Annotated in this window: 23 protein-coding genes; 13 read left to right on the forward strand and 10 right to left on the reverse strand. The window is 62.3% G+C overall.

Annotated features, from left to right (window positions below):
• Nucleotides 1-537 precede the first annotated feature (537 nt).
• From MU551_RS05945 to MU551_RS05975, 7 genes are all read left to right on the forward strand, one after another.
• Nucleotides 538-894 carry a hypothetical protein gene (locus tag MU551_RS05945; protein ID WP_247041532.1) on the forward strand — a complete coding sequence of 119 codons (357 nt, stop codon included), beginning with the start codon at nt 538-540 and terminating at the stop codon, nt 892-894.
• An 88-nt stretch (nt 895-982) separates the two neighbouring features.
• Nucleotides 983-2,644, forward strand: coding sequence for a phosphoglucomutase (alpha-D-glucose-1,6-bisphosphate-dependent) (pgm, locus tag MU551_RS05950; protein ID WP_247041534.1), 1,662 nt, complete (start codon nt 983-985; stop codon nt 2,642-2,644).
• Nucleotides 2,645-2,825: 181 nt separating this feature from the next.
• Nucleotides 2,826-3,776: a family 43 glycosylhydrolase gene (locus MU551_RS05955; RefSeq protein ID WP_247041536.1), complete on the forward strand. Its 951-nt coding sequence runs from the start codon at nt 2,826-2,828 to the stop codon at nt 3,774-3,776.
• 126 nt (nt 3,777-3,902) lie between these two features.
• Complete coding sequence (locus tag MU551_RS05960; RefSeq protein ID WP_247041538.1) at nt 3,903-4,964, forward strand: hydroxyacid dehydrogenase; 1,062 nt, start codon at nt 3,903-3,905, stop codon at nt 4,962-4,964.
• A gap of 8 nt (nt 4,965-4,972) precedes the next feature.
• On the forward strand, nt 4,973-6,565 hold the full coding sequence (locus MU551_RS05965) for a glycoside hydrolase family 43 protein (RefSeq protein ID WP_247041540.1): 1,593 nt from the start codon (nt 4,973-4,975) through the stop codon (nt 6,563-6,565).
• Between the two features lie 211 nt (nt 6,566-6,776).
• Nucleotides 6,777-7,820 (forward strand): phosphotransferase enzyme family protein, encoded by a 1,044-nt coding sequence (locus tag MU551_RS05970; RefSeq protein WP_247041542.1) that lies wholly within the window; start codon nt 6,777-6,779, stop codon nt 7,818-7,820.
• A 155-nt stretch (nt 7,821-7,975) separates the two neighbouring features.
• A complete protein-coding gene (locus tag MU551_RS05975; RefSeq protein ID WP_247041544.1) occupies nt 7,976-10,192 on the forward strand; it encodes a glycoside hydrolase family 36 protein in 2,217 nt (738 codons plus the stop codon).
• Nucleotides 10,193-10,513: 321 nt separating this feature from the next.
• Here MU551_RS05975 and MU551_RS05980 read toward each other — a convergent pair whose 3' ends face one another.
• The 4 genes from MU551_RS05980 to MU551_RS05995 all read right to left on the reverse strand — a co-directional run bounded on the left by MU551_RS05980 (nt 10,514) and on the right by MU551_RS05995 (nt 13,249).
• Complete coding sequence (locus MU551_RS05980; RefSeq protein WP_247041546.1) at nt 10,514-10,936, reverse strand: Hsp20/alpha crystallin family protein; 423 nt, start codon at nt 10,934-10,936, stop codon at nt 10,514-10,516.
• Between the two features lie 139 nt (nt 10,937-11,075).
• Entirely contained in the window at nt 11,076-11,360 is a 285-nt protein-coding gene (locus MU551_RS05985) for a DUF6221 family protein (protein WP_247041554.1), read from the reverse strand.
• A 240-nt stretch (nt 11,361-11,600) separates the two neighbouring features.
• A complete protein-coding gene (locus MU551_RS05990; protein WP_247041836.1) occupies nt 11,601-12,614 on the reverse strand; it encodes a LacI family DNA-binding transcriptional regulator in 1,014 nt (337 codons plus the stop codon).
• A gap of 131 nt (nt 12,615-12,745) precedes the next feature.
• Nucleotides 12,746-13,249, reverse strand: a complete 504-nt coding sequence (locus MU551_RS05995; RefSeq protein ID WP_247041556.1) for a 2'-5' RNA ligase family protein — start codon at nt 13,247-13,249, stop codon at nt 12,746-12,748.
• A 243-nt stretch (nt 13,250-13,492) separates the two neighbouring features.
• On the opposite strand from MU551_RS05995, the gene MU551_RS06000 reads away from it, so the two are divergent.
• Together MU551_RS06000 and MU551_RS06005 are read left to right on the forward strand one after the other, a co-directional pair.
• Nucleotides 13,493-14,860, forward strand: a complete 1,368-nt coding sequence (locus MU551_RS06000) for a uracil-xanthine permease family protein (RefSeq protein WP_247041558.1) — start codon at nt 13,493-13,495, stop codon at nt 14,858-14,860.
• 123 nt (nt 14,861-14,983) lie between these two features.
• Nucleotides 14,984-15,268, forward strand: a complete 285-nt coding sequence (locus tag MU551_RS06005) for a DUF1540 domain-containing protein (RefSeq protein WP_247041560.1) — start codon at nt 14,984-14,986, stop codon at nt 15,266-15,268.
• Between the two features lie 135 nt (nt 15,269-15,403).
• Here MU551_RS06005 and MU551_RS06010 read toward each other — a convergent pair whose 3' ends face one another.
• Both MU551_RS06010 and MU551_RS06015 read right to left on the reverse strand, forming a co-directional pair.
• Nucleotides 15,404-16,036, reverse strand: a complete 633-nt coding sequence (locus MU551_RS06010) for a hypothetical protein (protein WP_247041562.1) — start codon at nt 16,034-16,036, stop codon at nt 15,404-15,406.
• Nucleotides 16,037-16,136: 100 nt separating this feature from the next.
• A complete protein-coding gene (locus MU551_RS06015) occupies nt 16,137-17,036 on the reverse strand; it encodes an SDR family oxidoreductase (RefSeq protein WP_247041564.1) in 900 nt (299 codons plus the stop codon).
• Between the two features lie 200 nt (nt 17,037-17,236).
• On the opposite strand from MU551_RS06015, the gene MU551_RS06020 reads away from it, so the two are divergent.
• Nucleotides 17,237-17,728 (forward strand): DUF6328 family protein, encoded by a 492-nt coding sequence (locus MU551_RS06020; protein ID WP_247041566.1) that lies wholly within the window; start codon nt 17,237-17,239, stop codon nt 17,726-17,728.
• Between the two features lie 51 nt (nt 17,729-17,779).
• Entirely contained in the window at nt 17,780-18,442 is a 663-nt protein-coding gene (locus MU551_RS06025) for a DUF6766 family protein (RefSeq protein WP_247041567.1), read from the forward strand.
• A gap of 43 nt (nt 18,443-18,485) precedes the next feature.
• Here the strand turns inward: MU551_RS06025 and MU551_RS06030 are convergent, their stop codons facing one another.
• The 3 genes from MU551_RS06030 to MU551_RS06040 all read right to left on the reverse strand — a co-directional run bounded on the left by MU551_RS06030 (nt 18,486) and on the right by MU551_RS06040 (nt 21,034).
• A complete protein-coding gene (locus MU551_RS06030) occupies nt 18,486-19,610 on the reverse strand; it encodes a glycerate kinase (RefSeq protein ID WP_247041570.1) in 1,125 nt (374 codons plus the stop codon).
• Between the two features lie 78 nt (nt 19,611-19,688).
• On the reverse strand, nt 19,689-20,021 hold the full coding sequence (locus MU551_RS06035) for a hypothetical protein (protein ID WP_247041572.1): 333 nt from the start codon (nt 20,019-20,021) through the stop codon (nt 19,689-19,691).
• 104 nt (nt 20,022-20,125) lie between these two features.
• Nucleotides 20,126-21,034 carry a LysR family transcriptional regulator gene (locus tag MU551_RS06040; protein ID WP_247041573.1) on the reverse strand — a complete coding sequence of 303 codons (909 nt, stop codon included), beginning with the start codon at nt 21,032-21,034 and terminating at the stop codon, nt 20,126-20,128.
• A 253-nt stretch (nt 21,035-21,287) separates the two neighbouring features.
• Between MU551_RS06040 and MU551_RS06045 the strand changes: the two genes are divergently transcribed.
• On the forward strand, nt 21,288-22,277 hold the full coding sequence (locus MU551_RS06045; protein WP_247041576.1) for an EamA family transporter: 990 nt from the start codon (nt 21,288-21,290) through the stop codon (nt 22,275-22,277).
• A gap of 103 nt (nt 22,278-22,380) precedes the next feature.
• Complete coding sequence (locus MU551_RS06050; RefSeq protein ID WP_247041578.1) at nt 22,381-22,989, forward strand: dihydrofolate reductase family protein; 609 nt, start codon at nt 22,381-22,383, stop codon at nt 22,987-22,989.
• A gap of 32 nt (nt 22,990-23,021) precedes the next feature.
• On the opposite strand, the gene MU551_RS06055 is transcribed toward MU551_RS06050, so the two are convergent.
• On the reverse strand, nt 23,022-23,240 hold the full coding sequence (locus tag MU551_RS06055) for a DUF6480 family protein (RefSeq protein ID WP_247041580.1): 219 nt from the start codon (nt 23,238-23,240) through the stop codon (nt 23,022-23,024).
• Between the last annotated feature and the right edge of the window lie 209 nt (nt 23,241-23,449).

Consider the following 23,449-nt stretch of genomic DNA (forward strand, 5'->3'; position numbering starts at 1 on the left):
TTTTTATGACCAAAACCCTTGGTAGCTCTAAAAGTTGTTTACGCTAACAAAAGGAGCTGAAAGGAGTTGGGCCTGCTCGGTTCCCTGAATTTGAAGGGCGCTATGAAACAGGTCAACGAGGTCCTGGAAGCGGTCGATCACGTGCGGACGGTTACACCGTCCCGGTGCCGCTCCCTAAAGAGGGACTCCCCCACTGGTTGCCGCAACTCCAATAACTTTTCCTTGCCGGCAGGAAGAACGACGTCGAAACGGTCGCGTTCCGCACATTTTCGGCACTCTTTGATTCGGGAACAATCGGCTCCTAATCGCTGCTTCCACCCCGCTCTCTCGAGCCGGGAAAGCCCGCACCGTACGTCAGCTCACCAACATTCCTGAAGACCCTCGCGGTCCAGTCAGGTGAGCACAACACAGCACCAACCAGCACCACTGGGCGTGGCGTCACGTTTTGACACTCGCCCCGTCTCATATTCAGCAGACCATTCAAGTCCAGCTTCGCCAAAGAAGGCGGAGGTTCTCTTGGAACCAGAAAGGACGTACATGATGTCCATGGGATCGTCACCCCTGAACACCCGCTTGGAAACCCCGCGCGACGTCGATGCTACCCTCACTGCCCAAGCGTTGAACGTCCTCTCCAGGGCACCCAGGATGGCGATGCTCAGAAGCCTGCGCGGAGAAACCTGGCGCCCTCCCGGCCAGATCTTTGAAGCGGCCGGCATTTCCCCCACAGAGGGGTTGCCGCACCTTCTAGCGCTGCAGGACCTGGGAGTGGTCCGCGAGGACCAAGGCAGCTTCAGCCTCGACGTCGAACTCCTGAACCGGATCTTCCAGCAGACTTCACTTTCCGCCCCGACTACGGGGATGGCATCTGCCCAAGGTGGACTGGCCTCCGCCTAACTCCCGTTTGAGCAGTAATCCTCTGTCATAGGAGCCGGATTGCGGACTTAGCGTGTGGAGTCACGCCGTCGTCTGGCATGCTGGTGCCATGGCTAGCCGCGCGGGTACTGTTGCCCAACCCCAAGACCTTGTTGATCTCACCGCTCTCCTGGATGCGTACTACGACGTTTCGCCGGATCTCACTGAACCCGGGCAACGAGTAGCGTTCGGTACATCCGGTCACCGGGGCTCCAGCCTCAAAGCGTCGTTCAATGAACCGCATATTGTCGCCATCACCCAGGCCATCGTTGAGTACCGGGCGGGGCAAGGCATCACCGGCCCGCTGTACCTGGCCAAGGACACCCATGCGCTCAGTGAACCGGCCCAGAATTCAGCGCTGGAGGTCCTCGCTGCTAACGGCGTGAACGTGCTGATCGACGCACGGCACGGCTACACCCCAACACCCTCCCTGAGTCACGCGATCCTGACCCACAACCGCAACGCCCCCTCCGGCGCTCCCCAGGCCGACGGCATAGTTGTCACTCCCAGCCACAACCCGCCCGGCGACGGCGGCTTCAAGTACAACCCGCCGCACGGCGGCCCCGCGGACAGCGACGCCACCGGATGGATCGCCAACCGCGCCAACGAACTCCTCGAGAACGGTCTTCGCGGCGTCAAGCGGATCCCTTTGGCCGATGCCCTCGACGCCGACACCACGGGCAAGTTCGATTTCCTGAGCAGCTACGTTGACGACCTCCCTTCAGTTTTGGATCTGAACGCAGTCCGTGAAGCAGGCGTCCGGATCGGAGCCGACCCCATGGGCGGAGCCTCCGTGGACTACTGGGGTGAAATCGCCGAGCGCCACCATCTCAACCTCACAGTGGTAAATCCCACTGTTGACCCGCAGTGGGCCTTTATGACCCTGGACTGGGACGAAAAGATCCGGATGGACTGCTCCTCCCCTTCCGCTATGGCTTCGCTCATTCAGCGGATGTCCAACGGCGCCAGTTACGACGTCGCCACGGGCAATGACGCTGACGCAGACCGCCACGGCATCGTGACACCTTTTGTTGAGGGACAGGGCGGGCTGATGAACCCGAACCACTACCTCGCCGTCGCCATCGACTACCTGTACCGTCACCGCACCGGCTGGAACCCGCAGTCGGTGATCGGCAAGACCCTGGTTTCCTCCTCGATCATCGACCGCGTGGCGGAGAGCCTTGGCCGGAAGCTGGTGGAAGTTCCGGTGGGCTTCAAGTGGTTTGTTCCCGGTCTCCTTACAGGGGAAGGTGCTTTCGGGGGCGAAGAATCGGCCGGCGCTTCCTTCAACAAGATGGACGGCAGCGTGTGGACCACTGACAAGGATGGCATCCTGCTGGCACTCCTGGCTTCGGAAATCACCGCAGTCACGGGCAAGTCCCCTTCCCAGCTCTATAAGGGCCTCACCGACCAGTTCGGCGACCCCGTCTACGCACGCATCGATGCCGCCGCCACCCGCGAACAAAAATCGGCGCTCGGCAAACTTTCCTCCTCCGACGTCACCGCCACCGAACTTGCCGGTGAAACCATCACGGCCAAGCTGACTGAGGCTCCGGGCAACGGTGCCTCCATCGGTGGGCTGAAAGTGGTCACCGAAAACGCCTGGTTTGCGGCCCGCCCCTCCGGCACTGAAGACGTCTACAAAATCTACGCCGAGTCCTTCAAGGGTGCAGACCACCTCAAGCAGGTACAGGCTGAAGCCAAGGCCCTGGTGGACGGCGTCATCTCCTAGCGGGCGTCATTTCCTGGCGGGTGTCATCTCCTGGGCCGGATACCGGCCCAGGAGGCAATCCGGCTTCGGAACTGAATCTACAACGCTGTAGAAATGACTGGCAACCGCTGGAACGAACTTCTTCATCGATGTAGAGTCGACGCAATCCACGGGCCCTGCCCGGACCCAGAGAAAGCGATCCATGAGCCAGACAGAGCTGCCGAGTGAATCAACAGCCACCCAGCCATCATTTCCCACGAGGACTCCATCGCCAGCGGAATCCCCACTGCCGGGGCTGTACGCGGATCCGAACCTGATCCAGTACGGCGACACCTATTACCTCTACCCCACCTCAGATGGCTTCGAGGACTGGGCCGGCACGTCGTTCTCTGTACTCTCCTCGCCGGATCTGGTGGATTGGACCGATCATGGCACCATCCTCTCCCTGGGGACCGACGTCGACTGGGCCAGCGAGCGGGCCTGGGCTCCGGCTGCTGCCCAGCGCAATGGCAAGTTCTACTTCTACTTCACAGCCAACGGAAACATCGGCGCAGCAGTGGCCGACTCCCCCACCGGCCCCTTCAAGGATCTGGGTGAGCCGCTGGTCCCGGCCGGAGTTTTTGCGGGCTTCACCATCGATCCCTCTGTTTTTGTGGACCGGGACGGCAGCGCCTATCTGTATTGGGGCAACGGCACCGCCCATGGCGTGAAGCTGAATGAGGACATGGTGTCGTTCGACGCCGGTGCCGTGGTTTCGTGGCAACCGGAAGGATTCCGTGAAGCCGCCTGGGTCCACCGCAACGGTGACAACTACTACCTGTCGTGGTCCGAAAACGATACCCGCGAGGACGACTACCGCGTCCAGTACGCGAGTGGACCAAGCCCCCTTGGCCCCTGGACCCATCACGGGGTGATCCTCGAAAAGGACCTGGAGCGCGGCATCAGGGCAACAGGCCATCACTCGATCCTGAACGTCGAAGGCACCGGGGATTGGATCATCGCCTACCACCGCTTCGCCATCCCGGGCGGAAACGGCTTCAGCCGCGAGACACTCTTTGAGCGTCTGGTTCACCAGCCGGACGGTTCAATTGCCAAGGTAGAGTTCGGCGAGGAGCCCCTGCAGGTTCCGATTGCCCGGCACTCTCCGCATTAGTGCTGTTCTTAATACTCACTGGCATTGCGGATTGCTATGGAAATCAACCTGGGAAATCGTTATCCTCATGAGGGGATATTTCGCACTGTCCCCGGCAAGTCCCGCCGCCCGCGACCAGGAGATGACATGAGCCTCGATAGTCCACCCGCCATTTCGGGCGATCAGCTTTCGGCTGTTTCCATGGGCGCGATGCCGCAGAGAGACCGGCGGCCCAAAGCCCTTCTGGCCATGTCGCCTGCAGGTTTGGCTGATCGCGTCTTCGGTGCCGGGTGGCCGGGGCTCCATGACCGCGTTGAACTGCTCAGCCATAGCGTGGTCAGCGACTGGCACCTGGTCGATCCCGCCGTCCTTGCCCAGACCGAAGTAATCGTAACCGGCTGGGGCTGTCCGGCCATTACGGCGGAAGTGCTGGAGCTGGCGCCGGGGTTGAAAGCGGTTGTGCACCAGGGCGGGGTCGCTTCTACGCAGCTTCCTCCCGCGGCGCGAACACGGATCAGGTTCTCAAATGCCGGCGATGCGAACGCAACCCCGGTGGCGGAGTACACGCTGGCCATGATCCTCCTGGCCAACAAAGATGCCTTCCGGGCAACGCGCCTCTACTTTGAGGAACAGACCGCCATTGACCGCGAAGAGCGGTTCCCGCTTTCGGGGAACTTCGGGCGCACAGTGGGAATCGTGGGCGCCTCCCGGATCGGACGCAAGGTCATTACGCTGCTGCGTCCTTTTGATCTTCGCATCCTGGTATCGGACCCAACGCTGGATCCGCAGGAGGCTGAACTTCTCGGCGTCGAGCTTGTGGACCTGGATCACCTGATGGCGTCCAGCAGCGTGGTCTCCATCCACGCGCCGGTACTTCCTTCCACCTTCGAGATGATCGGCGCAAGCCAGCTGGGCCTGCTGGAGACCGGAGCCACCCTGATCAACACCTCCCGGGGCGAGCTGGTGGACCAGGACTCGCTCCTTGCAGAGTTGCGCGCGGGGAGGATCAACGCCGTCCTGGATGTGACCACGCCGGACGTCCTGCCACCGGGACATGAGCTCTATTCGATGCCGAACGTCGTGCTCACACCCCACATCGCCGGGTCAATGGGCAACGAGCTGGCGCGCCTGGGCGAACACGTGCTGGCCGAGCTGGACCGCTACCGGTCGGGCCAGGAATTTGCCTACGCAGAAGTACCAGTTCAATGAGGACGGCCATGACCACCAGCATCACCAACCCCATACTTCCCGGCTTTTTTCCGGACCCCTCCATTGTTCGGGTGGGAGAGTGGTTTTACGTGGCCAACAGCTCCTTTGAATGGTTCCCCACCATTCCGATCCACCGGTCCAGGGATCTGGCGAACTGGGAGTTCGCCGGCTCACTCAACGGACCCGGCGTCGTCCTTGACTTCAGCGGAATCCAGGACTCCGGATGCATCTGGGCGCCGTCCCTGAGCTGGGACGATGGCACGTTCTGGCTCACGTTCACGGTAGTGCGCTCCTTTGGCGGAGCCCAGAAGGACATGGACACGTATGTGAGCCGGGCGGAAGATGTTGCCGGGCCCTGGTCAGCACCGTCACGGGTCACCAGCACGGGCTTCGACCCCTCCATCTTTCACCATGAAGGCCGGCACTGGCTCGCCAACATGGAATGGGACAACCGCCCCAACGGCCGTGGAGGGTTTGCGGGCATCAACGTGCAGGAACTGACAGCCGACGGCTCAGCAACCGTCGGGGAACCTCAGTCCATCTTCCGCAGCGCCACGCTGATCGAGGGGCCCAACCTGTATTTCCGGGATGGCTGGTACTACCTCATGACCGCCGAGGGCGGAACGGGCTTCAACCATGGCATTCTGATGCTCCGATCCCGCGAGCTGCTCGGTCCCTACGAGGCCGACCCCGACGGGTCCCTCCTCACCAGCCGGGACGATGACACGCTCCCCCTCCAGAAGGCCGGCCACGGCGAGCTCGTCACCACTGAAGCGGGTGAGGACTACCTTGTGCACCTTGCCAGCCGCTGGATCGAGTCCGACGGCGATCGCCGCGCCGTCCTCGGACGGGAGACCTGCCTCCAAAAAGTGAACTGGACCCCTGAGGGCTGGCTTCGGCTCGAACAGGGCGGCCACCATGCTGCCGAGGAAATCCCGGCTCCTTCCGGCCTGGTCCCGGCTCCCGCCGTCGCCCCGTCCTCAGGTTTTCCGGCCGCTGGCGAGCCTCTTGCCTGGCCTTGGAGTACCTTGCGCTCCCCCGCTTCCGAAGCCGACTGGCTTAGCACCACGGTCCGCCCTGGTTGGCTCCGGCTGCGGGGCATGAGGAGTACGGATTCCTTGCGGGAACAGAGCCTGATTGCCCAGCGCGTCAGGACTGAATCCGTGTCTGCCAGCGTTGTCCTTGACGCCACCCCGGAAAACTACACGCAATCCGCGGGCCTGATCTTCTACTACAACACCGCCGCCTACTTCTACCTCAGGCTTTCCGTCCGGGATACTGAAGACGCGCTGGAACGCGTGGTGGAGGTATGGGAGCGCGACGCCGAGAAGGGACTCCTGGTCCACGCCACCGCCGCGGTTCCTGGTTCCGGGCCGCTTCTGCTGAACGGCACCATGACGCCGAGTGAAGTGCAGTTCTCCTGGGGTGCAGAGGACGGCGGGCTTCAGCAATTGGCCACCGGCCTGAACGCGACACACCTGTCCGATGATTACGGCAGGAGCCTGAGGTTCACTGGCCCGTTCGTCGGCGTCTGCGCCCAGGACCTCCGCGACCAGGCCTTCTGCGCTGATTTCTCGAAGTTCACGCTGACTTCGTCCTAGCCGCCCTTCGGGCACTGGGGCAGCTCCGGCCGGGTGACACCGCGCAGCGGGGTGACGCAGCTCCGGCCGGGTGACACCGCGCAGCGGGGTGGCGCAGCTCCGCCGGGTGACACCGCGCAGCGGGGTGGCGCAGCTCCGCCGGGTGACACCGCGCCAGCTGCGGCCACACCACTGCTTGACGGCACCATCGGGGCTCGGGAGGATAGCTGGGATGCTTCCCCTCAGCGAGATCAAGTCCCTGAACAGTACTGTCGACGAAGCCTGGCGCAGCCCTGTGGCCGACGCCGTGGCCGCCGCTTGGGGCCTGCCCCCTGGAGCCGCGCTCTACCTTCGCTCGAGCGCAACCCACGTATTCATCGTGCCGGCGAAGTCCGGGGCGGAAGAGACGATCTTCCTGCGCTTTATGCCGGCGGGACTTCGCACGGAGGAGGCCCTGTTGCGGCCAGCCAGGTTGCTCACCGCGCTTTCATCGGCAGGACACCCGGTGGTATCCCCTGTGCTGTCCAATGCCGGCCGGCTCGTGGAGACACTGGCGACGCCGACGGGTCTGGTCCACGCTGCCGCGGTTACCGCAGCCCCCGGGGAAGAAAGGGAGCCGGACACCCTGACAGAAGACCACTCATGGGCCTGGGGCGCCGCTCTTGCCAGATTCCATGTGGACGCGGCTCCCCATTGCGGGATCTTCCTTGACCCGGACAACGCCGGAAAGACAGCCAACAAACATGCCTTGGCAACGTCCCCCTTTATCAAACTTGCCAAGCTGAAGGATGATCCGCCCCTGGCCAAAGCTGGCGAAACCTTGGCTGCCGAGTGGGCCGCCCTTCCCGGCATTCCCGCCCAAAACGGTGTTTTGCACGGCGACTTCGAGCTCGACAATCTCCGCTGGGACGGCAACGCGGTGTCCATCTTTGATCTGGACGAGGCACGCATCGGCCGGTTTGCAGAGGACATTGCCTCAGCCCTGAGAGACATAGTGGGGCCGGACTATGAAAAGCCAACCCACCCTGCCCTGCTCGCCTCCTTCCTCAATGGCTACTGTTCTGTGCGCACCCTGTCCGAGGACGAAATCGCCCTCTTGCCGATCTGTATGGCTTCCAACGCGGCCCGGGATTTGCTGCAGGGAGCCGGCGTCCTCGATGTGGAACACGCCGGAGACGCCCCTTCATGGCTTCCCGAGCTGCGGTCCTCCCTTGCGAGCCATTACGACAAGGAACGTTCCCTGATCCTCAGGACGGCCGAAAAGACGCGGAACTAGCTGCTCGGGACGGGCAGAAGCCCCTCCGCGCCAGCGAAAAGAACACAAGGGGCACAAAGGCCCTCGCATTCCTGGTAGGAAAACGTTATCCTCAAAAGATCGTATTTCTAGGACAGTTCCGGCAACAGGCTGCCGAACCACCACCAGGAGCCACCATGACCCTTACTCACCTCCCTCCGGATGTCGAGGACAAACCGCCCACCCTCGAGGTACCGGAAGGCGGCGAGATCCTCACGTGGGGAAACAGCTGCATTCAGTTGCACATCCTTCATGGAGAGGACACGGCGCCCCGCCTGCTAGCCCTTCACCACGCCAGCGAGCCTGTTCCGGACCTTGCCGGTTTGCGCCGCTCAGCACTGCCGTTGGTGGAACTCGCCTTGGCTGGGGACGGCCGGCACGGTACCGCTGGAAAACGGCATGTGGACGGCCGGGCAGCCCAGGGTTTGCGACTCACGGCGGTTGTCCGCAGCGAGTACGACGGCGGCAATCGCCTTCAGATTGACGCCAGCGACGCTGTCTCCGGCGTCGAAGTTTCAGTTTTCTATGAACTTTCCGACGGCTCGGCAGTCCTCCGGTGCTGGACAGAAGTCCGGGCCGGCGCCGCCGCCGTCGAACTCGAGTACATCTCGTCCCTGACGTTGTCCGGCTTGGGGCATGGAACCGACTGGGAGGAGCGCTTCGGGCTTTGGGAAGCGGCCAATCCATGGTCCGGCGAGTTCCGCTGGCGCCGTTCGACGCTGGCTGAACACGGTCTCTACAACGTCGGGATGGTGCAGTACAACCAGGTGGGCTCCAAAAACCGGATTGTCACGACGTCCACAGGGGCGTGGTCCACTGGCGAACAGCTGCCCCTGGGGATCCTCGAGGACCTGGATACCGGCCGTATGATCGGCTGGCAGGTGGAGAACAACGGGGCCTGGCACTATGAACTCGGGGACCGTTACGACGACGTCTACCTCACCGTTTCCGGGCCGACCGCCGAGGAACACCAGTGGGCGGTGACCCTGAACCCGGGTGAGCGATTCACAACCGTTCCGGCCGCCGTCGTCGTAGTCCCTGTTGGGGGCTTGGACGCCGTGGCGACTGAACTGACCGCCTACCGGCGCCGGATCCGCCGGCCGCATACGGACAGTGTCCAGCTGCCGGTGATCTACAACGACTTCCTCAACTGCCTGATGTCGGATCCCACCACTGAGAAGGAGCTCCCGCTCATCGCGGCCGCCTCAAAGCTGGGGGTGGAGGTTTTCTGTATCGATGCCGGCTGGTATGACGACGAAAACGGCGGCTGGTGGGATTCCGTGGGCGAGTGGGAGCCGTCCTTGAACCGGTTCCCCGACGGCGGCCTGAGCGGCCTGATCGGAAAGATCCGCGAGGCCGGCATGAAGCCCGGCCTGTGGCTGGAACCGGAAGTGGTGGGAGCACGCAGCCGCATGGCCGACCTGCTTCCGGCCGACGCATTCTTCACACGGCGGGGCAAGAGAATCAAGGAATGGGGCCGCTACCAGCTTGACCTCCGGCACCCCGCAGCGCGCGCCCACCTTGACCAGGTGGTGGACCGGCTCATGGCCGACTTCGACCTCGCCTACCTGAAGCTCGACTACAACATCGACATCGGCGCGGGAACGGACGCTACAGGCGCTGCCGGCGCAGGGCTGCTCGAGCACAACAGGGCATTCCTTGAGTGGGTATCCACCGCGATGGACCGGCACCCCGGCCTCACCATTGAAGGGTGCTCGGCCGGTGGTTCCAGGACCGACGGCGCCTCGGGAGCAGTCTTTCCCGTCCAGTCGCTCACTGATCAGCAGGATTTCATCAAAACCCCTCCTATCTCCGCAGCCGCCGCCCTGGCAATTGCGCCAGAGCAGTCCGGAGTGTGGGCTTCAGTGGAAGGGAGCATGAACGCCGAGGAACTGGCCTTCTCCCTGAGCAGCGCACTCTTGGCACGCGTCCACTTGGCGGGACACATCGACACGCTGAACGAGGCCCAGTTGGATGTGGTCCGTGAAGGGATTGATGCCTACAAGAGGCTGCGGACCGGCATTGCCGCCTCGGAACCGTCGTTCCCCCTGGGACTGCCCGGCTGGCGCGACCACTGGATCGCCCAGGGTGCAACATTCCCGGGTATCGCAGGAGATGAGGACTCCGAGACCGACCGCTATCTCATAGCCCTTCACCGCCGAGGCGGCCTGGCAGAACAGCTGATCACGCTGCCGGCATGGCTCGGTCCAAACCCCTTGGTTTCCGTGGCTTACCCGAGCTGGGGATCTTCCGCCGTCGAAATCCTGCCGGGTACAGCGGGCCAATCAGCGGTGCTGAAGGTGACAATGCCCGCAGCCCCGAGCGCACGGGTCATGGAGCTGCGGCCAGCCTAGGCGCAGATCGTTCAACGTTCGCCCGGCACGCCCCCGCACGACCGGCCCTCCCCCGCATAACCGGTGCCGGGCAGCAACGCTTGTGCGGGTCCGGGCCGCCCTTACGGAACATGTGTCCTAACGAGCACGTGGTCACCGGCCGCTCTTGTCAGCCAGTGACCACGTGTGTTTGGGGGGCGGGATGAGCAGACACCGTTTCCTGCAATTGCGCTACTAGGCGCTGTGGCGTGGACCTGAATGCCAACCGCCCTCAAAGGCAGCCCTGGCATATCCGGACACCCCGCCCCGGCTTGTTAGACAGCTACCGTCAGACCGGGACCATTAGGCCTTGATCTGCTGCTGTTGGCCGCCGGACTGGATTTCGATTTTGCGCGGCTTGGCCTCCTCGAGGACCGGGATCCGCACCTTGAGGACGCCCGCGTCATAGCTGGCGTGGACGTGGTCGGTGTTCAAGGTTTCACCCAGGACAAGCTGCCGGCTGAAAACACCGCGCGGGCGCTCGGAAGCGACCATCTCCGTGCCTTCACGAACCGGATCCTTCCGCTCTGCGCGGACCGTCAGGACATTGCGTTCAACGTCCACATCTACCGAGTCGACCTCGACGCCGGGAAGATCCAGCGCGACCACAATTTCATCGCCTTCCCGCCAGACGTCCATCGGCATCGCGGCGGGATGGGCAGTGGTGCCAAGCACCTGCTGAGCGAGCCGGTCCAGCTGCCGGAACGGGTCATTCAGCATCAACATCTCATACCTCCTTTGGATCCATTTTCTTAGACCGGATGTATATCCGCTGATACAGATTCTTATAGCACCACACCATCAATCTGACAAGAGGGTGATGCCATATAAACCTGTCCGAGAACGGGGTTTTTTCGAGTATGCCCTAGGGATCAATGGACCAGCCCTCCTGATAATCAGGGTGGTTCATGTAGACCGAGGCGACGCACATAAGGACGTATTCGCTGGTCGCCCCGATCTGGGTGGGAATATCGGTGACGAGCGGGACATTGCCGAGGATCTTCCGCTTGGCGTTGCATTCCGCAAGGACCCGCGCAGGATCGAACCAGCCGACAGCACCATGAACCTGATCCCGGCTTTCGAGTCCCCTCCGGGCTTCTGCCTCTTCTTCTGCGATGCGTGCTTCGAGGAACTCGATGATGTCAGCCATACATTCATCCTTGCCCAAGTGGGCTTCAGGTCAAACATCGACCGAGGACAGCACCCCCTGCCATCAGGACCCTCCCTCACCTTTCGCAGCCATTCCCCAAACCCTCCCTCACTTCCCGTCGCAAGGAGGACGAAATGTGAGGGAGCGTCCCGACTTAAGGGCGAAACGTGAGGGAGCGTCCCGACTTAAAGGGCGAAACGTGAGGGAGCGTTGACGGCTCAACTCAAGGAACTAAGGGACCTACGAACCGGCTGCAGCCGTGGAGTTCCTCAGGACGAGTTCGGGTTTGACGATGGACGATGCAGAGCCGTCAGCGCCATCAACGGCCGCAGAAAGGAGTTGGAAGGCGCGCGCCCCCAGGTCACCGAAATCCTGACGGACCGTTGTGAGTGAAGGCCGCCAGAGTGCAACATGGGGCTGATCGTCGAAGCCCATCACGGAGACGTCTTCCGGAACACGGCGTCCGCGATCCAGCAGGGCGCTGATGACGCCGATCGCGACGTCGTCGTTTCCGCAGAAGATTGCGGTTACGTCACCCTGGTCCGCGAGGTCGAGGCCGAGCTTGTAGCCGCTGGCAGGCTCCCAGGTGGCATGGAGCACTGGAGGAACAGGAGCTCCGGCAGTGGTAAGCGCCGATTTCCATCCCTGGGTGCGGCCCGAGTGCTTGCCCATCGTAGGAACGGCTACGTGGTGGACGGTCTTGTGACCCAGTGAGAGAAGGTACTCGGTGGCATCCCGGCCGGCGCTGCGCTCATCGAGGAGTGCGCTTGGATTGGATCCGCTGCGGCGCGTGCCGCCACCGGCCACAACCATGGGCACTGACGACGGGAAGGCCTTCACAGCGGCCAGGCCGGGGCGGTCGAATTCGAGAATGATCACGCCGGCTACGGGCTGGGAGAGGACGAGGTCGATGGCGGCGTTCACCGCTGCTTCGCTGTCGGACTCAACCACCGCAATGATGACCGACAATCCGGCTTTCCTCGCTGCGTGCTCGATGCCCTCGATAGTTTTGGCGTAGCCGTAATTTGAGGTCGCGCCGGTCAGGACAGCAACCATGGACCGCTTGCCCGATCTTGTGGCACGGGCAGCACTGTTGGGCCGATATTCGAGGTCGTTTACGGCCTTCATCACCCGTTCGCGCAGTTCGGGCGCAACGTACTTGCTGCTCGTGAGCACACGGGAAACCGTCGGCACTGAAACACCGGCTGCTTTTGCAACATCGCTAAGGACCGGGACCCTGTTCTTTGCTTCCATACTCACTCCATCAGAGTAACGCGACATAAGCGTTTCAGGGCCTAAATGGGCCCAATTCGGGTAATCGTTTTCCCGGGCTTGTGAGCAGAGGGCCGCGGCCCATGGCTCCTCAGCCAGTCAGTCCGGTCAACTCAATTAGTCCACAACTCCAGAACACGCCGGATCCTCCGGTCGCCATCCGGTGCCATGTCCACGAGCGCAACCCGGTCAAGTACGACGGCGTCACCTCGGTGAGGTCGACTGTCACCTTGATGACTTACATGAGGGCGGTAATTTTGCAGCGTGTAGGCAGGAGTGGACACAACAGCACCAAGGTTCTGGACCTCGCGCAGGAGGCTTTCGTGGAGCGCCTGGAGGCGGGGATGCGGTTCGACGACGTTCACGGGAACCAACTGCCGGAGGCCGAACCCCGCCTCGTCCCCGATGGTAAGGCGTGTACCCAGCGCTGTTTTCACGGCCCCGTCAACGCTGGCGACAACCCGCGCAGCGACCTCATCTCTTCCTCCCGCTTCCCCGCCTGGGCTGGAACCGACGTCGAACTTCACGAGGGTGATGTGCAGCGGCCACCGCCCGCTGGGGAACTCCCCGCCAAGGGCCACGGGTTCAAGGAAGGCGACAAGAATGAGGTTCCACATAATGCAATACTCGCAGCGGGAATTGGCCAATGGGGCAGGACATGGGATTAGAATGGAAAACGGAACGGACACATGCCATGCAGTTCATCTGCAGAAATCGCGTCCCCCAGTGCCTCCGGCGTGTCCCCCATCGTGCCGGAGGCACTGCTGGTTTAAAGGCGCGCGCCAACCAGGCATGCAGGGCGGTAATGTTGCAGCGAACATCCCTGCCCTTGCGGCTACCCCTCTGAAAGGCTCTTGGCCATGAGCATGCTCGGCACCAAATGGAAACTGCACGGAACAGGAAAGTCCGTACGTCCCGGTGAAGTGGTGGCCCCGGAAGAACGCCTCACCTGGCCCCTGACAATCGGTGTGGGCATGCAGCACGTCGTCGCCATGTTCGGTGCGACGTTCCTGGTGCCTATCCTCACGGGAATGCCGCCCGCCACAACGCTGCTCTTCTCGGGTATTGGCACGCTCTTGTTCCTCGTGATCACCAAGGGCCGGGTTCCCAGCTACCTGGGCTCCAGCTTTGCGTTCATTGCCCCCATCGCGGCGTCCCAACAGCAATTCGGCGTGGGCGGCGCCCTGGGCGGCGTAGTGCTGGCCGGCGTCGGACTGGCAATTGTGGGAGCGGTGGTGCAGAAGTTCGGTGCAGGCTGGATCAACCGCCTGATGCCGCCCATTGTTACGGGCGCAATCGTGGCCCTAATCGGGCTTAACCTGGCGCCGGCGGCCAAGAACAACTTCGACGCCGCTCCAGTCACGGCTGTTATCACCCTCGCAACGATCATCCTCGTCAGTGTGCTTTTCAAGGGGATCCTTGGGCGTCTGAGCATCCTTGTTGGAGTCGTCGTGGGTTATCTGGCGGCCATGACCCGGGGTGAAGTGAATTTTGCCAAGATGGATGCCGCGTCCTGGATCGGGCTGCCCACTTTCCAGACCCCTGAATTCCATCTGGGCGTGGTGGGGCTTTTCGTTCCCGTGGTCCTGGTGCTGGTGGCCGAGAACATCGGGCACGTTAAGTCCGTGGCCGCAATGACCGGCCGGAATCTCGACGACGTCTCCGGCCGCGCGCTCATGGCTGACGGCGCCGCAACGGTCCTGGCAGGCTTCGGCGGTGGCTCGGGTACCACTACCTACGCGGAGAACATCGGCGTTATGGCAGCCACCAAGGTCTACTCCACCGCGGCCTACTGGGTGGCCGGCAGCTTCGCTATCCTGCTGAGCTTTTCGCCAAAATTCGGGGAACTCATCGCCACCGTTCCCGCAGGTGTCCTTAGTGGAGCTGCCACCATGCTGTACGGGATGATCGGCATCCTCGGCGTGAAAATCTGGGTGCAAAACAAGGTCAACTTCTCCAATCCCATCAACCTGACCACAGCCGCCGTCGCCCTTATCATCGGCATCGCCGACTACACCTGGACTCTTGGAGAGCTCACGTTCACTGGGATCGCCCTTGGCTCAGCGGCCGCCCTGATCATTTACCACGGCATGAAGGCGATTGCAGCGGCACGCGGAAGCGTGGCGGAACCGGAGACCGAACCGTCGTCCGCCAAATCGGTCCTGCCGCCTGCCGCCAAGGCAGCCGCCGCTGCCGGCGTAAAGCGCCAAGGGAAGAAGCGGCGTTAGGAGTAGTTCCAATGGCGGGAAATACGTCACACGATTGGGTCTTTTTGATTAGGCCGAACAGGCCTAACGTGGGAATCAGCCAGCCGCCCGTCCGGGGCGGGCAGAACCACGGAGGATCTTGCTATGACATCGCACGTCGCCGACTGCAGCGTAACAAACTGCTCCTTCAACGACCATTCAGAATGCAATGCGGCAGCCATTACGGTTGGCGGTACTGAAGACCATGCTCTTTGCGCCACATTCATTGATATCGGAGTCCATGGCGGCCTGCCAAAGGTGCTCGCCGACGTCGGGGCTTGCCAGCGTACGGAGTGCATCCATAACGAGCACCTGATGTGCCAGGCGCCTGAGGTTCACGTCGGACCGGGCCGGGACAACGCCGATTGCCTGACGTACTCACACGCGTAAACCAACCTGAACAGACACAACTCTGAACAGCCAAAACAACCAGTGCCGGCCGCCTTTGGGCGGCCGGCACTTTCTTCTGCTTCCTAAGGAATCCCTGGTCCTAAGGAATCCGTGGTCGCTGTCTAACTCCTGCTTCTAGCCGGCGTCGAATGTTTCCTTGTCGCCTTCGCGATCCTGCGGGGATCGTTCATCCGGGAGGTCCGTTCCGCTTCCATCCGGAATTCCGGCCGCGTCCCGCTGAGGCTCCGAGGAAAAGGGGCGCCCCGAAGCGTCCTCGGTGTTGCTTTCGTCCATTTCGGCCTCCACCGAGGGAACAGCGGCACCCGGATCGTCATAGTCCGCGGAGTCATCCCCCGAGGGGTCGGGGAGCTGCTGCTCCGGCATCTCATCGGGATGGGCAGAAACGGGATTACCAGAGCCCCCCGCGCTGCCGGGTCCTGCGGAAGATCCGGGCACAGGCTCGAAGCCAGGGTCGGTGCTTTCGTTTTCTGCCATCATCTGATCCTCCGTACCTCCGAAGCGGCCTGCTCCGGGCTCTCCTGCACTGTCCTTGTCCTCTGTTCCGAACTGGCTCAAATCCGGAGATTCCGCAGGGAACTTCTCGCCCTCGGGGCTGTCCTGGCTCAGTCCTGCCGCGTCGAAGGCTTCTTCCTCGCGTGGTTGTGCAAACTGCTTGTTGTCCCCTGGGGGCATTTCCTGCTCAGCCGTTGGCGTTCCATAGCCCCCGGCTTCCTCCGCGACGCGATCGTTCTGGCTCTCCTCGCTCATTTCTTCCTCCTTGTTAGTCGGTTCTGAACTGGTCGGTTGCCATCTGGGGTCCTTGGCTAAACGGATTGGCTGCGGCTAGTCGTGTTGGCTGCGTGGCGGCTCAGAGGCCTTTGCCGCCGGTGACCGGCAGCACGGCTCCGGAAATGTAGGAGCCTTGCTCGGAAGCCAGCAACACGTAGGCGGCCGCAAGTTCGGCGGGCTGGCCTGCACGCTGAAGCGGTGTGTCCTGGCCGAAGGACGGCAGCTTGTCCGGCCACTCGGTAGCGGGAATCAGTGGAGTCCAAATGGGACCCGGGGCAACGGCGTTTACCCGGATACCCTTTGGTCCCAGCTCCTGGGCCAAGGCCTTGGTGAAAGCCACCTGCGCACCCTTGGTCATGGCATAGTCGATCAGCTGGGGTGATGGATTGAAAGCCTGGATGGATGCGGTGGTAATGATCGATGCCCCTGGCTTCAGGTGCGGAACTGCTGCCCTGGCCGTCCACAGGAGCGAGTAGAGATTGGTCTTGAAAACCCTGTCGAACTCTTCCGTCGGCAGGGATTCGAAGCTGTCCCGGTTCTTCTGGTAGGCAGCGTTGAGGACCACAACATCGAGCTGGCCGAACTCAGCCAGCGTGTCTTCCACGATCCGGGAGCTGAAGTCCTCGCTCCTCCCGTCCCCCGCCAGCAGCAGGGCGTTCCTGCCGGCTTTCCGGATCCACTCTGCAGTGTCCTGGGCGTCTTCCTCTTCCTCCGGAAGGTAGGAAATCGCGACGTCGGCGCCCTCCCGTGCGAAGGCAATGGCCACAGCCTTGCCAATCCCGGAATCGCCGCCGGTGATCAAGGCCGCCTTTCCGGTGAGGAGGTCCTTGCCCTCGTAGCTCAACTCGCCGTGATCCGGCTTCGGATCCATGGGGCCAGTAAGGCCTGGCTGCTCTTGCTCCTGCTGGGGGAACGGCCCGGAGTGGTAGCCTCCCCGGGGGTCTCGCGGCTGTTCTTGCTGCTTGCCTGCATCACTCATAGTCCACCTACCCAACGTGTCGGTTTTCCTTAGAGGCCGGTCCCACCCGGCTCTTCGAAACTATCCCAGCTATCTGGACAAGTCCACATTTACCAGAAATTAGTCAGCAAACTTATTATTGCTTGAAATTGAAGGGTCTCAAGCCTAGGTTGAGAGTTAGAACCGCTTGGCGGCCGACGAGAGTGCCGGAGGTGAAGGCCATGACCGATCCCGAAGCCCCGCAACGCAGCGGCCGGAACGAAACAGTGGAAGAACAGATGGACCGGAACTGGATGGAGCTTATCCAGGAGCTCCGGGTTCTCCAGACGGGAGTCCAGATTCTCGCAGGGTTCCTGCTCACCCTCCCCTTCCAATCCCGGTTCGAATCCCTGGACGACTACCAGGTGAGCCTCTATCTCGCCAACGTGGTCCTGGCCGCGCTCACCACCGCCCTGATCCTGCTACCGGTCAGCGTGCACCGCCGCCTTTTCCGGAAGCGGCTCAAGGCCACCCTCGTTTCCAGTGCAGACAGGATCACCAAGGTGGCTCTCGGCGGCGTTGCCCTCCTCAGTGTGGGGACGTCGTCGCTGGTGTTCGACGTCGCCGCCGGCCGCAACGCCGGCCTTACCGCAGGAGGAGCGCTGCTGGCCGTGCTGATCGTCCTGCTGGTGTATGTTCCGATTCATCTACACAGACAAGCTGAAAAGAGGTAGCTGCGGGCGGACTCGCCGCGGTGGTATGAAAAGACACATTCAGGAGGAGTCATGGGTAAGTGGGTTAAGGAACATGGCCTGCTGCTGGCCAACATCGCGCTGTTTCTTATCTTCTTTGGCGGCATGATCATCAGCGGAGCACAGAGCTACAGCGAAGACCAGCTGGCCCATGGAGAGCCAGGCGTGACCGTGATCGAATACCTTGGCACCGGGCAATTCCTTGAGGCGACCTTTGAGAACTGGGAGTCCGAGTTCCTCCAGATGGGCATGTACGTCATCCTCACGGTTTTCCTCTTTCAAAAGGGATCCTCGGAATCGAAGCCTGTGGACGATGATGCCCCCCAGAATGAGGATCCCCGCGACGCCAAGGTCAAAGACAATACCCCGTGGCCGGTGAAGCGCGGCGGGATGGTCCTCAAGCTCTACGAACACTCCTTGTCCATACTGTTCCTGCTCCTCTTCCTGGCCTCAATGGCTCTGCACGCCGTTGGAGGCGTCGAAGAGTACAACGAGGAGCAGGCCACCCACGGCCAGCCCGAGGTGACGTTCCTGGGCTACCTGGTTACGAGCCGTTTCTGGTTTGAGTCCTTCCAGAACTGGCAAAGCGAATTTCTTGCCGTCGCCGTCTTGGTGGGTGCTTCGGTGTATCTGCGTGAAAAGGGATCGCCGGAATCAAAGCCGGTGGCTGAGCCACACTACGAGACAGGATCCTGACTCCAAGGCTCTGGAAGGCTGCCTCGGGGCAGCGTCCGGCCAGTCAGGCACCTTCAAGTACCTGGCTTGTGGCCCAGGTTAGATATTTTGCTGCTTGGGCGACGGCGTCCTCGGGGCTCGGGGCAACATCCAGCAGCTGCGCGGCGGCCACCACCCCATGCTCGGCCAGCTCTTCGAAGGTGACCAGGATCCGGCCCGCCACCACGATGACGGGGATCCCGCGCTCCTGGGCGGCGGCTGCCAATGCAATGGGAGCTTTGCCTGTCAGAGACTGCGAGTCCATGGAGCCCTCACCCGTGATTACCAGATCTGCGTCAGCCAGTTGTTTGGCCAGCCCGGTCAGGCCGGCCACGAGGGCAAACCCTCCTTCCAGCGCAGCGTCACTGAAGGCCAGGAACGACGCCGGGAACCCACCCGCCGCTCCTGCTCCCGGAATGTTGACGTCCCGGTCGGTTGTTTCCCGGAGCACTGAGGCCCAGTTCCGGAGTCCCGCATCAAGTTGCTCCACGGCCTCGCTGTCGGCGCCCTTCTGCGGTGCAAACACGTGGGCGGCTCCCTCCGGGCCATACAGGGGATTCCGGACATCCACGGCAATTCGGAATTTAACGCGGCTCAAGCGCGGATCCAGTTCAGTGGCGTCAACTGCGGCCACATCGGCAAGTGCTCCGCCGCCCAGCGGGACGATGTTTCCTGCCGCATCAAGAGGCTTGAGCCCGAGGGCCCTCAAGGCGCCACTCCCGCCGTCGGTCATTGCTGAGCCGCCAAGACCCAACACAATCTCGGTTGCCCCGGCATCCAAGGCAGCAGCAATGAGCTGGCCGCAACCGTAACTGTGAGCGCGCAGCGCGTTCTGTGGAGTGGGTTCAACGTGCGCCAGTCCTGAAGCCTGGGCTGTTTCGATCACTGCAGTTACTGCGCCACTGGCTTCGGTCCGCAGAGCCCAGGCTGCACCGATAGGAGCCAGAATGGGGCCAACAACGGCGTTGAGTCTTTCCTCGTAGCCAGCCGCAACCGCAGCCTCCAGGGTCCCTTCTCCGCCGTCGGCTATCGGAAACTGGGTGGCAACAGCGTCCGGGTAGACCCGCAGGACTCCCTCGGCGATGGCACTGGCGGCTTCGGCAGCGGTGAGCGATCCCTTGAACTTGTCCGGGGCGATAAGAATGCGCATGGACCTATCCTGCCATCTGGCTGCGGAAAGCCCTTGCCAAATGCGAGTTGCAGACGATCTGTGACCCGGGACATTGGGTCAGCCCAGAGGACCTCCGGACTGGAGTTGCGTGACAGCAGGCGGCAGTTGATAGGGATTCTCAGGACGATCCCGGTCTAACGTTGTCGGTTCCCACGAATCGTAGGTGCGGGGCGTGCGAAGGTCTCGCGAGCGCAGCAGAAGCCCCCTGCACAACAACACAAGCCCGCAAATCAGAATCGTCAGGCCCAGGATCAACAGGATCACTGAGCCGTTTTTTGCCGCTCCCGATGCCATCTCGTACAGCGGTAAGGGCAGGACGAAAACCGATGCGAAGAGAGCCAGAATCCCGAACGCGGTCTCAATCAAACCCTTTGCCTTGGTAACAGCCATCCCCATGTGTCCTTTTCCTCGGCTCGTACCTCATTGAAGCCGGTCCTGAGATAAAAGGGAAGGTGGTTCCCCCTATCGGACCCGACCTGGGAACCCTGGGTCCGTCAGCTTGCTTCCGGCGCGGCGATCCCCCTCAGGAGTCCGGCAAGATGCTGGATGCCCGGGCTGGCGGTCATGGTCCTTCGATGCACCATGCCGACCCGGCGTTCAGGCACGGGATTTGCTACCGGAACAGCCACCACGTCTGCAGGAAGGGCCGGCCTGCCCAGACGGGGAACGAGGGCCACAACAACTTTCTGCTCCACGAGCGCTATGTGGGTTGAGAAGTCCGGATCGTAGACCTGGATATCCGGGACCCGTCCCAGACCCGCAAAAATCCGTAGCAGGGCCTCGTTGCAGATGGCGCCATTCGGTGTGCTGATCCAGCGCTCGTCCACGAGGTCGGCCGCTTCCACCTGGCTCCGCGCGGCCAAAGGATGGCTGCGGTGAACCAGTAGATCTGCAATGTCCTCACACAACCACTCGAGCACCAGGTGTTCGGGAATCACCAGCGGGACCGAGTTCCAGTCGTGGACAATGCCAAGGTCGGCTTCGCCCCCGGCTACGCGCGCCACCGCTTCCCTCGGATCCTCGGCCAGCACACTGACGTCGAGGTCGGTTCCGGAGGAGGCAAGCATGCCGAGCATCGGCCCTATGAGCCCGCGGCAAGCAGTGGAGAAGGCCACCACCTTCAGCCGGCCGTACGGTTTCGCCGGATCGCTAAGCAGCGTGGACTGCAACTCTTCCAGCTCGGAAAGAATACGACGCCCATACGCGGCCAGGGTAAGCCCGCGCTCGGTCAGGAGGACACCGCGGCCGCGCCGCTCCAGCACCGAGAAGCCAGTCTGCTTCTCCAGCTTCTTGATCTGCTGTGATACCGCTGATGGGCTGAAGCCCATCACCTCAGACGCTGCAATCACCGAACCGTGTTGCTCAACAGCCGCGAGCGCCTGAAGAGATCCGATATCAATCATGAAGTAAATCTACACGATACAAGGTGCAAATCAACGCTGGTGCTTCATTCTCCTCTCTGAGAAAGTAGGCAGAACGAGTGGGTCACGATTCCACACCGCTATTTGACGACGACACCAAGGACTGACCATGACTTTGCCGACCAGCCTGACCTCTCTCGAGGACCTGTACGGACGTTCGACGCCGAAATCACCACAAGCCTGAAGGCACAGACCGCCTGGTGGCGGAAACAATTTCTTTTGAGAAGTGAGTAACATGACCACCCGCCATTCTTTGCTCGCGGCCTTCGTCGCCGTCCTTTGGGGCCTGAACTTCGTCGCCATCGATCTGGGCCTTCACGCGAACGGCCGGGACGTTCCGCCATTGCTGTTCGTCGCGATGCGGTTCCTCCTGGTGGTGTTCCCCTGGATTCTTTTCATTCGTAAACCGGACGTTAGCTGGGCCGCGATTATCGGCGTCGGACTCTTCATGAGCGCAGGCCAGTTCGGCCTGCTGTACCTGTCCATGGCCCTTGGCATGCCGGCGGGACTGGCTTCCCTTGTGCTGCAGGCCCAGGTGCTTCTGACGGTGCTGCTTGCCGCCTTGTTCCTCGGTGAGCGCCCCAGCCCCCGCCAGTTGGCCGGGGTTGTCCTGGGCGTTGCCGGCCTGGCCATCGTGGCGGTTGGCCGGAGTTCCGTCGCTCCGCTGCTTCCCTTCATCATCGTGCTGGGTGCGGCACTTTCGTGGGCGGCCGGCAACGTGATCGCGTGTAAGGCCAAGGCTGCGTCGGGGCTGGGCCTTGTAGTCTGGTCCGGTGCGGTGGTTCCGCTTCCCCTCATCGCGCTTTCACTGGTCATCGATGGTCCGGATGCTATTGCGGCTACGGTGCTGGACCTCCAGGCCGGAACTGTACTAAGCGCGATTTACACAGCCGTTTTCGCTTCCTTGGTGGGTTACGGAATCTGGAACTGGCTGCTCGCGAAATACCCGCCGTCGGCCGTGGTTCCTTTCACCCTTCTTGTGCCGGTTGTAGGGATGAGTGCTGCGTGGCTGGCTTTGCAGGAGGTGCCATCGGTGACGGAGCTCGCCGGGGGTCTGCTTCTCCTGGGAGGAGTTGCGACGGCGGTACTCAACAAGAGCGGCGGACCGCCCAAACCAAAGCGTGCCGGACCAAAGCAAGCCGCTGCCACGCAGGATGCTCCACAGCAGGCCCCCACGCCGGTTCCCGCCGGAATGACCCGCGGCGTGGAGCCGCACAACCGCTGACGCCAAGCAAGCCGGCGAGCTCGGCCAAAACCCGAGAGGAGTATGGTTTGCAACAGATCCCTCTCGCGGTTTTCAAGGCCTGATTTCAACCAAAGGAACCGAAATGGACACCACCCCCTCGGAACCAACGCCCGCTCGGAAAGACGTCCCGGCCATTTTGGACATCGGCATCTCCCTGGATGGCTTCGTCGCCACCAATGAACAGGATCCCGCGGAGATCCACGATTGGATGTTCGGCCGCAAAACTGCGGCGGATGAGGTGTTTGCCCGTGACATCATGGACCGCGGCTCGGTGATCATGGGACGGAACACGTTCAATATCTGCTACGACGGCAAGGCCTGGGACGGTCCGGCGTGGCCGGTCCCGATGTTCGTCGTGACCCACGAGGAAAGGGAACCGTTGGACTGGGACGGGGTCCCCTATACGTTCATTTCAGGGCTGGAGGAGGCACTGGCCGCCGCGAAGGAGGCCTCCGACGGCCGTCCCGTGCAGATTATGGGCGGTGGAAAGCTTGCCGCCGCGTACATCGCGTCAGGCCTTTTGGACGAGGTTCGGATTCACATCGCACCAGTGCTCATCGGCTCCGGCGTTCCGCTTTTTACAGCTGAGAACCCCGGTACCGGTGCTGGGCAGGTGGCCGAGTTCGACGTCGTCAGCTCTGTCCAGACCCCGGCGGCGACTCATCTGGTACTCAAACCCCGGAGGAACTGAGCCGGTCCCCGGAATAACGACACGGCTGGCAGTTATTCGTCATGCCCCTGGTCGGCGCTCATCTGGTCTTCCGCAGGCGGGGTCTCTCCCGGTGGCACTCCTCCGCCGGGTTCAAGGCCGGTGATGTTTCCGTTCGCAGGATCGGGGTTGGCTGAGGCTGCTGCGTCCTCACCGGCCGGTCCGGGATCGGCAGGTTCGCGCCCGGGGCGGTCGGGATTAGCCGGATCATTTTCAGGGTGGTAGGTACTCATGGGAGGCCATCCTCTGCGGAACTCGTCAAGCGATACGGGTTGGTGGGCTGCCAGCCTAGCCGCCGACAAGGAGCATCACAACACCAGGAGCATTGCAAGGCGAGAAGCCACCAAGAGCCTCTTCAGAATGGCCGCGCGCCTTGTCGAAGACGAGACGTGCGGGAGGAGGCCGTAGTAACGTGGGGCTACCTGAACCGCTGCCTCGGACG

Origin of the sequence: Arthrobacter rhizosphaerae (genome assembly GCF_023062595.1) — a bacterium.
In the GTDB taxonomy this organism is placed as follows: domain Bacteria; phylum Actinomycetota; class Actinomycetes; order Actinomycetales; family Micrococcaceae; genus Arthrobacter; species Arthrobacter rhizosphaerae.